The organism is Rothia sp. HSID18067, assembly GCF_003989445.1.
GTDB lineage: Bacteria > Actinomycetota > Actinomycetes > Actinomycetales > Micrococcaceae > Rothia > Rothia aeria.
The window spans coordinates 168,049-180,882 of record NZ_RBMF01000004.1 but is presented as its reverse complement, the minus strand read 5'-3'; the positions used below and the strand labels follow the sequence as shown (position 1 = coordinate 180,882).

Genomic DNA, 12,834 nt, shown 5'->3' with positions numbered 1-12,834 from the left:
TACCTACTTCTTTCCGGTGGTGTTCGGGAAGAGGCCGTCGGGGCGGGAATTGCCGTCCCAGCTGAAGAGACTCACCTTATTTGAGTTCTCATACACGCTCGTGGACACCGGAGTGGGGCGGCCCTCCATGTCGTTGAAGGCGTCACCGTACATGCCGGGACCGCCGTCTACGCTCAGGGAGCATCCCATCTCTTCAAGGTTGTGGGCATCTTCCATGTGGGCACGCGGAATCACGTAGCGCTCGTTGTACTTGGCGATCGCCATGAGACGGTACATCTCGTACATCTGCGCACCGGTCATGCCCACCGAATTTGCGATCTCTTCGTTGCCTTCGCCGCCCAAGGTGATGTCACGCATGTAGGCGCGCATCGCAGCCAGGCGCTTGAGCACGAAGGTGACCACTTCGGTGTCGCCCGCAGTGAACAGCTCAGCCAGGTATTCAACCGGGATGCGCAGTGCTTCAATCGCGCCGAACAGGTTCTGGCTGCTCTCAGCGTCGTGGCCCTGGTCCTTGAGCAGGTCCACGATCGGCGACAGCGGCGGCACGTACCAAACCATCGGCATGGTGCGGTATTCGGGGTGCAGCGGCAGAGCCACCTTCCACTCTTTCGCCAGCTTATACACCGGGGAGTTCTGAGCGGCAGTAACCCAGGCATCCGGAATGCCGTTTGCGCGAGCCTGCTCAATCACACGCGGATCGTGCGGGTCAAGCATCAGCGAAAGCTGTGCCTCGTACAGGTCTTTCTCGTCCGGTACGGAGGCTGCTTCGGTCACACGGTCTGCATCGTAGAGGAAGATACCGATGTAACGCATACGACCCACGCAGGTCTCGGCGCATACGGTGGGGATACCAGCCTCAAGACGGGGGTAGCAGAATGTGCACTTCTCAGCCTTACCGGTCTTGTGGTTGAAGTACACCTTCTTGTAGGGGCAGCCGGTGATGCACTGGCGCCAACCGCGGCAGCGGTCCTGGTCAACCAGAACAATACCGTCTTCGGCACGCTTGTAGATAGCGCCGGAGGGGCACGCCGCCATGCAGGACGGGTTCAGGCAGTGCTCGCAGATACGCGGCAGGTAGAACATGAAGGTCTGCTCGAACTCGAACTTAATCTTGTCCTCTGCCTTCTTGCGCACCTTCTCAACCAGCGGGTCGAGGTGGCCGTGCTCGGGGGCACCACCTAAGTTATCGTCCCAGTTCAGACCCCACTGAATCTTGGTGTCTTTACCGGTGATCAGCGAAACTGGTTTCGCTGCCGGGAAGTCATCACCCAGAGGCGCGGTGGTCAGGTTCTGGTAGTCGTAGGTCCACGGCTCGTAGTAGTCGGTCAGCTCAGGCTGAATCGGCGAGGCGAAGATGGAGAAGAGCTTCTGGAAGCGGTTACCGCTCTTGAGCTCCAGACGGCCGCGCTTATTCAGTACCCAGCCGCCCTTCCACTTCTCCTGGTCCTCGTACCGACGCGGGTACCCCTGACCGGGGCGGGTTTCAACATTGTTGAACCACACGTACTCGGTACCGGCACGGTTTGTCCATGCCTGCTTACAGGTCACGGAGCAGGTGTGGCAGCCGATGCATTTATCAAGCGCCATCACCATAGCAACTTGGGCCATAACACGCATTAGAATGTAACCTCCTGCGACTTGCGACGGCGAATGTACGAGACAATGTCACGCTGGTTGCCGGTCGGTCCGAGATAGTTGAAGGCGAATGCCTGGTGGGCGTAGCCGCCGATCATGTGGGTCGGCTTGAGCAGGATACGGGTCATCGAGTTGTGAATACCGCCGCGTTTGCCCGTGGTTTCGGTCTTCGGCGTCATCATACGCTCCTGGGCGTGGTGCACGTAGCACACACCCTCAGGCATACGGTGGGAGACAACCGCACGACCCACAAACACACCGTTGGTGTTCACACATTCGATCCATTCGCCGTCCTTGACGCCGATCTTCTCGGCATCCTGGGGGCTCATCCAGGCAGTCTGACCACCGCGGAACAGGGTCAGCATATGCTGGTTATCGAAGTACTGGGAGTGGATAGCCCACTTATTGTGCGGGGTCAGGTAGCGCACCGCAACCGAAACACCGTCGGTAGCACCAATCTCGGGTTCTTTGAAGAGCCCGGTCATATCCAGCGGCGGACGGTAAATCGGGGTTGCCTCACCCATCTCGTGCATCCAGTCGTGATCCAGGAAGAAGTGCATACGACCGGTGAGGGTATGGAACGGCTTCTTCTTCTCAATGTTCACGGTGAACGGTGCGTAGCGACGACCGCCAGTCTCCGAACCGGACCATTCGGGGGAGGTAATCACCGGCTGCGGGGATGCCTGGGTCATGGGGAAGGTAATCTTCCGCTCCTCGTTACCCTCGGCAAGGTCCACCAAGTGCAGGCCGGTCTGCTTCTCAAGCTCCTTGAAGCCCTTAAGAGCAACCTCACCGTTGGACGTACCGGAGATACGCAGAATAGACTCAGCGATCTTCACATCAGTATCCAGTGCGGGACGACCCGCGCCCTTACCGGAGTCCATCACACCAAATTCTTTCGCCATCTGAGCGACTTCGTCCTTCAGATCGTACGTCACGTATTTGGTGGTGGCACCGACCTTGTCAAAGAGCGGACCCACGGAGGTGTACATATCGTACATAGCGCCGTAGTCGCGTTCGACAGTCATGAAGTTCGGCATGTTCATGCCGGGAACGCCCACCATATCGGGGGTGTTCTTCCAGTCGGGGGCATGGCCACCAGGCTGCTTAATCTGACCGGGGGTGTCATGCAGCAGCGGAACCGAAACAATGTCTTTACGAGTACCCAGGTGCTTCTTCGCCTGACGCGTGAACTCATATGCGAGAGCCTTGAAGGTCTCGTGGTCAGTCTTTGCCTCCCACGGCGGGTCAATCGCGGGTGAGAACGCGTGCAGGAAGGGGTGCATATCGGTCGAGGAGATATCGTACTTCTCGTACCAGGTAGCGGTGGGGAACACCACATCCGAGAGCAGAGTCGTGGTGGTCATACGGAAGTCTGAAGACACCAGCAAGTCCAGCTTGCCCTGCGGGGCATCCTGGTACCACTTGACCTCACGCGGAATGGATTCCTCGTGGTCGGCACCCTGCACGTTGTCCATGCTGCCTACAAGGTGCTTGAGGAAGTAGCTCTCGCCCTTAGCGGAGGAGCCGAACAGGTTCGAGCGCCACAGCATCAGGGTACGCGGCCAGTTCACGGGGTTGTCCACGTCTTCAACCGAGAACTCCAAATCACCGGAGTTCAGACGCTGAGCCAAGTAGTCGGCGTTGTCCTTCGCCTCACCCCGTGCCACTGCCTCTTCAGCTTTATCAGCCAAGTCGAGGGAGTTCTCGGGGAACTGCGGGTAGAACGGCATCCAGCCCATACGGACAGAGCGGGCCACCACGTCTGCGGTGTGTACGTTCTTCAGCTCGCCCTTACCGAGGGGGGACTGCAGGTAGTCGGTGGAGTAACCGTCCTGACGGAACTGGTCGGTGTGCATGTACCAGAAGCCGGTACCGATCATATGACGCGGCGGGCGGCTCCAGTCCAGAGCGTTCGCCATATTGGTCAAACCGGTGAGCGGACGCGCCTTCTCCTGACCCACATAGTGGGCCCAGCCGCCGCCGTTACGGCCCTGGCACCCGGTCAGGTTCAGCAGAGCCAAAATAGCGCGGTAGGTGGTATCTGCGTGGTACCACTGGCAAATACCAGCGCCGAAGATGATCATGGAACGACCGTGCGAGTCGATAGCGTTCTGCGCAAACTCACGTGCCACGCGGATTACGGCCTCCGGCGGAACCGAAGTAATCTGCTCCTGCCATGCCGGGGTGTTCTGGATCGACCAGTCGTCGTAGCCCGAGGCCCATTCACCGGGCAGCCCGGGGCGCCCAATACCGTAGGTAGCGAGCATCAGGTCGAAGACGGTGGTAACTTCCTGGCCCTCGACGTAGCTGACGGGCACACCACGGGTAATAATGTCGCCGTGGCCCTTGGGGTTATCGAAGGTGGGAAGTTTAATCTCGACCGCTGCAGCCTCACCCTGGGGCAGATCGCGGATCGACAGAATGGGTTTACGGCCATCCAGTTCAAGGTTCCAGTTACCCTGATCAGACTCAGAGTAACGATGCCCCATGGTGCCGTTGGGAATGAAAACCTCACCGGTTTCGCGGTCCATCATGGCGGTCTTGAAGGCGGCGTTCTCCTGGTGCTTCTCCCCCGCCAGCGACGCAGCGGTCAGGAACTTGGAGGGCACCTTGGTACCGTCTTCACGAGTTTCGAGGGTAACCAAGAAAGGAAGATCCGTGTAGGTCAGCGCGAAGTCCTCAAAGAACTCCACGCGCTGATCCACGTAGTTTTCCTTAAGAATGACGTGACCCATCGCCATAGCCAGCGCCGCGTCGGTGCCTGCCTGTGCGGGCAGCCATTCATCAGCGAACTTGGTGTTGTCGGCGTAGTCGGGGCTAACCGAGACAACCTTGGTGCCGCGGTAACGCACCTCGGCAACCCAGTGGGCATCCGGGGTACGGGTCACGGGAATGTTCGAACCCCACATGATCAGGTAGGAAGCATCCCACCAGTCACCGGATTCAGGCACGTCGGTCTGATCGCCAAAGACCTGCGGGGAGGCCACAGGAAGGTCGGCGTACCAGTCGTAGAAGCTGGTCATCACGCCGCCAATAAGCTGGATGAAACGCACACCAGCGCTGAAGGAGACCATCGACATTGCAGGAATCGGGGTGAAGCCGGTGCAGCGATCGGGCCCGTAGTACTTAATGGTGTGCACATGAGCGGCCGCAACAAGTTCGAGTGCTTCAGCCCAGGTGGAGCGCACCAAACCGCCTTTACCGCGTGCACTAATGTAGCGGTTGCGTTTAACAGGGTCGGAGACGATGGAGTGGAATGCTTCCACCGGGTCGCCGTAAAGCGCCTTCGCCTCACGGTACATTTCGAGCAGCAGACCGCGCACATAGGGGTATTTCACGCGGGTCGGCGAGTACGTGTACCACGAGAAGGATGCGCCACGGGGGCACCCGCGGGGCTCATATTCGGGACGATCGGGACCGACTGTGGGATAGTCAGTTTCCTGCGCTTCCCAGGTGATAATGCCGTCTTTGACATACACCTTCCAAGAGCAGGAACCAGTGCAGTTCACCCCGTGGGTTGAGCGAACTTCTTTATCGTGGCTCCAACGGTCACGGTAGAAGGCGTCACCTTTACGGCCACCTTCACGGAAAACTGCACGGCCGTCATCTGTTTCATCCCAACGGGAGAAGAACTTACCGAATTTAATCAGTTGATCGGTAAGGGGGCCATCTGGGCCCTTGGTCTGTGATGCTTGTTCCATATAGCCAATATATCGTAAATTTGGTACCCGAAATACGATATAAAAATCTTATCTAATCGAGGGAATTCATAGGGTTATTCAGACCGTAAGCCAGCTCGAAATACCACCCGACAGAATGCGAACTGGAGCCTGTGTGAGAGGGGTAATTTCACGGGCAGCTTCGACGGATCGGGTGTATCCGGTGCAGTAAATAACCACCAAGTTTGTTTCAGGGGCAATTTTTTCGCGTAGTTTAGCGGAAAGTGAGCCCTCACGGGCCCGCGAGAGGATATCGGTCAGGGGAAAATTCACGGCATTATCGATCGCATAGGCCTCAAATTCGACCCGTTCGCGCACATCAATCACAACAACTTTTTGACGGGATATGACGTCTTGAAGCTCCGCTGCACTAATATCCGGCCGGGTGCTGTCTTCGGAAACTGTGTCCAAAAAAACCAAATTGTTACGAAATGTTACGCGATTTTCGGGCTCTTTCCTCCTCTCAGAGTGAGATTCGGCGTTTTTCTGAGGCAGAGCTTGCGTGTTAGCTAACAGAGGTATATATTTCCACTCCCCGCTTAACCCCGAGTATAGGCCAACCTCACCAACAAGTGGTTTTCCGGAACCTGTGATGACTTTAATAGTCTCCATTGCCATCGCTGAGCCCACTACCCCGGCGAGCGCTCCGATAATCCCGGCGGTACTGCACGAAGGGACGCTTCCCGGCGCAGGGGCTTGCGGGTAGAGGTCTTCGTAGACCGGCCCGCGGCCAGGCCAAAAGACACTGAGTTGTGCGTCGAAACCCAGGATTGCCGCCCAAATATGCGGGATGCCCAGCTGTTGTGCCGCAGCCGAAACCGCGTAGCGGGCCTCAAAGTTATCGCTGCCGTCGAGCACCGCATCCGCACCGCTAAGGAGCGTCGAAGCATTACTGTCAGTGAGGCGTTCTCGGATAACGGTCACCGTGATGAAGGGGTTGAGCGCGCGCATCGTTTCGGCAGCCGATTCTGCCTTCGAGTTTCCCGACCGTGCATAAGTGTGAATAACCTGCCGGTGCAGGTTCGAGATCTCAATGGAATCATCGTCGATAATGATAATCTCGCCCACCCCGGCTCCCGCAAGATAGAGCAGGGCGGGGGCACCAAGCCCACCGGCACCGAGTACAGCGACCCGTGCCGCCTTCAGCTTCAGCTGGCCCGCCATGCCGATTTCGGGCAGAATCAGCTGACGCGCATAGAAGGCGCGTTCAGCCGCGCTCAACCGGGTCGAGGGCTCCGGTGCGGTTTCGGGGTCTGGGATAAAGCTCATCCTGATGGTGTCTTTCGCGGAAATACGTGTTGAGTCTCTAGGTGTCTATGCCCACCCATTCGGTGCTGCCGTCCGTCAGCTCCTGTTCTTTCCAAATGGGAACCTGGGCTTTCACACGGTCGGCCACCGCCTCGCAGGCATCGAAGGCCCGCCCACGATGGGCCGCAGCGGCAAGCACCGTCAGCGCGGACTCCCCTATAGCAATGGGACCGACGCGGTGAACCGCCCACAGACGAACCCCCTCCAGCTCATCCGCTACAGACTGCACAACACGCGCAATATATTCTTTTGCCTGCGGATGCGCACTATAGGACAGCCCGCGCACCGCGCTGCCGTGATCATGGTTGCGTACAATGCCGTCGAATACAACAAGGGCCCCCATGGCCTCTGTCATGACCTGAGCCTTCGCGGCGTTGGCGAGCGGCTCTAAGGCTTCCTCGGTAATATCAGTGAAAATGACAACCGAACCGGTGGGCTCAGCACCGTGCGCCCCACTGTGGTCGAGCCCCTGCGGCTTAGTGGTCATGATAGTCCTCCATCTGGCGGCAAATATGTTCCACAAGCGGGTCTAGGGTTTTTACTCCATCTTTAACCCCGCCGCGCGACCCGGGCAAAGTCATCACGAAGGTTTTACCGATCACGCCCGCAACCCCGCGTGAGAGCACTGCGGAAGATACGTTCTGCAGCCCGTTCGCCCAGAAAGCGTGCATAATTCCGGGGATTTCCTTATCCAGATGCGGGCGTACCGCCTCCACGGTCTGATCGTCCGTATTCAGCCCGGTACCGCCGCTGGTGAGAATAAACGTGGGCAGGTTATTATTCTTCTTCCCATCGGCAATGAGGGTGTTGAAGTAGTCAATAATCTGCCGATCTTCAATCACGACGGCGTCCGGGGTGTCGAACCCGCGCGAACGCAGCCATTCGACTGCGATAGGCCCCGATTTATCCTCATAGATACCACGGGCGGCGCGAGTAGATGCCACAATAACAAGCCCGGTCAGATTCTCGGGAAGCTGGATTTCTTCTGCACTCATGGTGTGCCCTCCTTATAGAGTGGTTACTAGTGTGGTGATGCGGCGGGTTTACCGATCTGTTACAGCCCAGTCGCCGGATTTTCCGCCGGATTTCTCTAGTACCCGAATATTGCTGATCACGGCGTATTTATCGACCGCCTTAATCATGTCGAAAATCGTCAGCGCTGCGGTGGAGACCGCGGTCAGCGCCTCCATTTCAACCCCGGTAACGCCCCGGGTTTTCACCGACGCCACAATGCGCACATAATCCTCGCCACGTTCAAAATCCAGGGTAATTTTACCCAGGGGCAACGGGTGGCACAGCGGAATAATATCCGGGGTGCGTTTAGCGCCCATAATACCGGCCACACGCGCAACCGGCAGGGCATCGCCCTTAGGTAAGTCGGCATCAAAAATCTTGGCGATCACATCGGCGCGAGTGTGCACGGTTCCCTCAGCGAGCGCCGTGCGTGTGGTGACGTCTTTCAAGGTCACATCAACCATATGGGCCGACCCGTCGGCGCGCACATGAGTCAAGTCTTGGGCTGGCTGCGCCGCATCGGGGTGAAGGTTCTTCTCGGTCACGGTATGTCCTTAAGGTCTGTGTTGGGGTGAGGGTTCAGCCGCGTTTAGTTATCCGTAAGCCGGATGCGGTGGTACCGCACCGCTTCTCCCCCGGTGTACGTGGTGCCCGGCGCCAGCTCAATGAGCACATCGGCGGTCGCAGCGTGATGCAGCAGATGCGATCCGGGCAAAACATCGGGGTATAGCTCCACCCGATAGGTTCCCGGTTCGGACTCAACCATCGCCAGGTTACCGCGCAAAAATTGGCGTTTATTGGCCGGTGCCGTCAGCGGTTTATCAATGACGAGCACGCCACGCGGGGCATTATCGAGAGTTGCCATACGCGAGGCCACCTCGTGCGGGGTGCCGTAAGGACCGCCCGCGCGCAGGTAGGGGCGAAGCATCAGCACATAGGAAATAAGGGTACTGACGGGGTTGCCGGGGAAAGAAATCATGGGCAGACGGTGCCCGTTGAAATCCAGCACGTTCACGCCCTGCGGTCCGCCAGGCTGCTGGCTCACATGCCCGAACCAACTGAGCGGAATTGGCAGCCCCAAAGACGGTGCCATAGCGATGGCATTGCGCACCACTTCGTATTTGCCGTGGCTGATCCCGCCGGAGGTAATAATAATATCCGGTGCGAAAGTCTCATATTCTTCCCGCAAATGCTCAATCAGAAGCTCCGGGTCATCCCCAATCGAGATGCGCCGCACCACGGCGCCATCCTCGACCAGCATTGAGGTGAGCATGGGACCGTTAGCATCATAAATCTGGCCGTAGGCGAGGTCGGTGGCCGTATCGTCGCCGTCTTCGGTGAGAGTGGGGCGAATTTCGTCGCCGCCGGTGCACACCAGAACGCGCGGCCCGCAGGCGACCGTCACACGGGTATACCCCTGCGCGGCGAGTGTACCCAGCAGTGCGGGGGTCACGCGCTCGCCAGCGCGCGCAAGAACCTGCCCGGCTACCACGTCTTCGCCGCGGCGACGTATAAACTGCCCTTCGGGTGCCTGAGGGAGCCTAATTTTTTCGCTGGGACGCCCGAAAGATTCGGGTACGTCGGGGTATTCGATACGTTCAGAATGCTCAACCGGCACCACCGCCACATACCCCTTAGGGATGGGGGCACCGGTCATAATCGGGTAGGTTAAATCGTCGGATGCGCGCGAACGCTGCAGCGGCCGCCCCGCCGGAATTTCACGCCCCACCGTAAAGATGCGGTTCTCACGGCTGGCACCCTCGGCGGTTAGGGCATAACCATCCATCTGGGAGTTATCGAAACTCGGTACATCAAGCCTAGCCAGCACATCCTGTGCAAGGATGCGGTCGGTAGCACGCGCCAGCGGCAGGTTTTCGGCGCGACCAATAAAAGTATCACGCAGTAAAAGCGCCAGATAGGCGCGATACTCTTCGGTGCTGGGGGTGCCATCGAACTGGGGCTTGTGCATCTGTACTCCCAAACGGTAATAAATTATCTACTAGCTATTGTAAGAGGCTTTGGCACGCAGTTTCTTCACCACGGAAAATAGGCCAAGCAGGCCAAAGATGCACACGTACAGACTGATGAGCATGAGGGCGCTTCCCAGGGCGCCAGACATATTGCCGCCGCTAATGGCCAGATCAATGCTCAGCGGGATGGTCTCGGTTTTGCCTTTGACGTTTCCTGCGAAGGTGACGGTGGCACCGAATTCTCCCAGTGCCCTGGCGAAGGAGAGCAGGAACCCGGTGGCGATGCCGGGCGCAGCCAGTGGCAGCAGCACCCGGTAGGTGATTTCTGATGCTTTTGCGCCCTCGACTTCGGCAATTTCTTCGTATTCTCGGGGGATGGCTTGCAGGGTGGTGACGGCGCTGGCAACGAAGAATGGTAGGGCCACAAAAACTTGGGCAATAATGACGGCGGTGGTGGTGAAGGTGATTTTGATTCCGGCATCGTACAGGGCCGCCCCTATGATGCCTTTGCGGCCCCAGAAGAAAAGCAGTCCTAGGCCCGAAACAACGGGAGAGAAAATAATGGGCGTGTAGATAATGGCGTAGAGCAGGCTCCCGGCGCCGCGCAGGCGGGAGCGGTCAAGTACTTTGCAGAGTGTGAGCGCCAGCGGGGCACCAATTACACCGCAGATAAGGGTTGAGATGCTGGCGGTGACCAGTGAGAGCTGGGTGGCTCCGACCACCTCTTCATCAATAATTTCGTGCAGACCCATCCAGGGGATGTTGTACAGCAGCCCCAGCAGCGGCCCCAGAATAAGAGCTAACCCGATGAGGGAGGGGATGGTGAAATACCACGGTACGACGCTGAAGGTGGTGCGTTTTTTCACGTGGTCACTCCTGTGTGGGTGTTACTTACTGGGGTTCTACGATACAGCTGTTGCGGGCGCCTACTGTGGGTTAGCGCCCGCAACGGGTGCGGCTGCAGGTTAATTATCGAGCGGATTCGAAGCCGTGTTCCTTAAGGATTTTCTGGGCCTCGTCGGTGGTGAGCCACTCGTTGAACTTCTTGGCGGCTTCGGAGGAGTTACCCTTTGAGGTCAGCGCCGAGGGGTACTCGTTCTTCTCCACATCGGGCAGGTCTACTGAGCCGAGGTTCTTGCCGTCTTTCTTAGCGGCGGCAAGGTCGGTGGTGTAGATGAAGCCCGCATCGGCACTACCGGAGGTGACCTTGGTGGTCACTGCGGCCACATTCGACTCGTTGGTGGCGTTCTTCAGCTCAATATTGTGGTCCTTGAGTTCTTTATGGGCCAGGGTGCCGCAGGGTACATCTTCCTTGCAGATGGCCACGGTGCCGTCGGTGTTCTTCAGATCGTCGATGGAGTTGATCTTACCGGGGTTGCCGTCGGCGGTGACCAGTACCAGCTTATTGGTTGCAATAACCTCGCTCTTGGAGCCTTTGAACTCGTCGAGCTTGGCGGCCTTGTCCATGTTCTTCTTATCGGCGGTGATGAGGAGATCGGCATCCTCACCCTGCTCAATCTTCTGCACCAGCTTGGAAGAGCCCTCATAAGTGAAGCTGAAGTTCACGTTCGGGTGCGCCTTCTTGAAAGCAGCTTCCAGGTCTTTCCCGGCGTTGCGCAAAGATGCTGCGGCGAACACCTTCACCTCGCCCGAAACGGAGCCAGCGGCTGAAGAGTCGGCTGAGGCGCTTGATGAGGAGCTCGCGCTAGAGCCGCATCCGGCCAGTGTTAGGGAAGCAGCCAGTGCTGCGCCGACGCCTACGGCTTTGAGGGAGTTCTTCATACGTGTTCTTCCTTCGCGGTTGGATGAATTGAAGTGAGTGGATACAATGCGAGGTGTCTCCATGTTCTTAGGGTGTGTGCGTGTGCGCTGCTTTGGGGATGTAACTTACCCTTGGCGCACTATCGGTGATTACCCAAAACATGGAATAATTTATATTGTCGCTTTTAGTATGCATATTTTCTATGAAGGTTCCAATGGCTTACACACCCGGTTCGGGCCGGTCTCAGCTAATCGCTGGCCCCGTGTTACACACCTTAGCTTCTGCTGAGGGTGAGACAGCCGGTTTTGTGACGCCTCAAAAAATCCAGGCCCCGGATATTAAGCGGCGTAAACCGGCGAATATTAAGAACAGCGGTCCGCTCTTAGACCGCTGGGGTCGTATCGCCACCGACCTGCGTATTTCTTTGACAGATAAATGTAATCTTCGTTGCATTTATTGCATGCCAGCCGAGGGGCTGCAGTGGCTCCCTAAGAACGATCTGCTCACCGCCGACGAGATTGCGCGGTTAGCCGATATAGCGATCCGTGAGCTCGGTGTTGAGGAGATCCGGTTCACCGGCGGTGAGCCGCTGGTTCGCGCCGACCTGGTGGATATTATTGGGCTGATTCACGCCATGCACCCGCAGGTGCCCCTAGCGATCACGACGAACGGCATCGGGCTGGAAAAACGCGCCGAGGCGCTGGCAAAAGCCGGGCTGGCCCGCATCAATGTCTCCCTTGACACGATCTGCCCCGAAACGTTCGCTGAGCTGACCCGCCGTGATAAGCTCGACGCCGTACTGCGCGGCATTGATGGTGCAGCGGCGGCCGGGCTGCACCCGATTAAGATTAACGCGGTGCTCATGCCCGGGCTGAACGATACGCAGGCCCCGCAGCTGCTGAAGTGGGCCCTAGCGGGCGGCTACCAGCTGCGGTTTATTGAGCAGATGCCCCTGGACGCCGATAACCGGTGGACGCGTGAAGGCACTATTACCGCCGCACAGATACGCACCATGCTCGCCGAAGAGTTCACGCTCGGGCCGGTGTCTGAAGAACGCGGCGACTCCCCCGCCGCCCTGTGGGAGGTGTACCCGCACGGCACCGCCCTCACCGACGGGGTACCCGCCGACGGCACAGCATCCCTGGGGCGGGTAGGTATTATCGCCTCGGTCACCGAATCATTCTGCGGGGCGTGCACCCGCACCAGGCTCACCGCCGACGGTAAAATCCGTTCCTGCCTGTTTTCGGATTCCGAGACCGATCTGCTGCAGCTGCTGCGTTCGGGGGCATCCGATAAAGAGCTGGCGCTGCGCTGGCGTGAGGGTATGTGGTTCAAGCCTCGCGCCCACGGCAAGGAAGACGCCGATTTCGATATTGAAGAGTTCGCTCAGGCAAGCCGCTCCATGAGCGCGATCGGGGGGTAA

10 protein-coding genes are annotated in these 12,834 nt (G+C 58.3%); 1 reads left to right on the top strand and 9 read right to left on the bottom strand.

Annotated features, from left to right (window positions below):
* Positions 1-3: 3 nt before the first annotated feature.
* From narH to modA, 9 genes are all read right to left on the bottom strand, one after another.
* On the bottom strand, positions 4-1,617 hold the full coding sequence (gene narH / locus D8M23_RS11080) for a nitrate reductase subunit beta (protein ID WP_037234115.1): 1,614 nt from the start codon (positions 1,615-1,617) through the stop codon (positions 4-6).
* Positions 1,617-5,339, bottom strand: coding sequence for a nitrate reductase subunit alpha (locus tag D8M23_RS11075; protein ID WP_126854803.1), 3,723 nt, complete (start codon positions 5,337-5,339; stop codon positions 1,617-1,619). Before D8M23_RS11075 ends, narH begins: the two co-directional genes overlap by 1 nt.
* Before the next feature lie 78 nt (positions 5,340-5,417).
* A complete protein-coding gene (locus D8M23_RS11070; protein ID WP_126854802.1) occupies positions 5,418-6,626 on the bottom strand; it encodes a ThiF family adenylyltransferase in 1,209 nt (402 codons plus the stop codon).
* Between the two features lie 37 nt (positions 6,627-6,663).
* Entirely contained in the window at positions 6,664-7,152 is a 489-nt protein-coding gene (locus tag D8M23_RS11065) for a molybdenum cofactor biosynthesis protein MoaE (protein ID WP_126854801.1), read from the bottom strand.
* Complete coding sequence (locus D8M23_RS11060) at positions 7,142-7,660, bottom strand: MogA/MoaB family molybdenum cofactor biosynthesis protein (protein WP_126854800.1); 519 nt, start codon at positions 7,658-7,660, stop codon at positions 7,142-7,144. The genes D8M23_RS11065 and D8M23_RS11060 overlap by 11 nt, the downstream gene beginning before the upstream one ends.
* A gap of 48 nt (positions 7,661-7,708) precedes the next feature.
* A complete protein-coding gene (moaC, locus tag D8M23_RS11055; RefSeq protein ID WP_126854799.1) occupies positions 7,709-8,224 on the bottom strand; it encodes a cyclic pyranopterin monophosphate synthase MoaC in 516 nt (171 codons plus the stop codon).
* Between the two features lie 44 nt (positions 8,225-8,268).
* Positions 8,269-9,648, bottom strand: coding sequence for a molybdopterin molybdotransferase MoeA (locus D8M23_RS11050; protein ID WP_126854798.1), 1,380 nt, complete (start codon positions 9,646-9,648; stop codon positions 8,269-8,271).
* A gap of 30 nt (positions 9,649-9,678) precedes the next feature.
* Complete coding sequence (locus tag D8M23_RS11045; protein ID WP_094757541.1) at positions 9,679-10,515, bottom strand: molybdate ABC transporter permease subunit; 837 nt, start codon at positions 10,513-10,515, stop codon at positions 9,679-9,681.
* 103 nt (positions 10,516-10,618) lie between these two features.
* Entirely contained in the window at positions 10,619-11,431 is an 813-nt protein-coding gene (gene modA / locus D8M23_RS11040) for a molybdate ABC transporter substrate-binding protein (protein WP_037234129.1), read from the bottom strand.
* 194 nt (positions 11,432-11,625) lie between these two features.
* Between modA and moaA the strand changes: the two genes are divergently transcribed.
* Positions 11,626-12,834 (top strand): GTP 3',8-cyclase MoaA, encoded by a 1,209-nt coding sequence (moaA, locus tag D8M23_RS11035; protein ID WP_126854797.1) that lies wholly within the window; start codon positions 11,626-11,628, stop codon positions 12,832-12,834.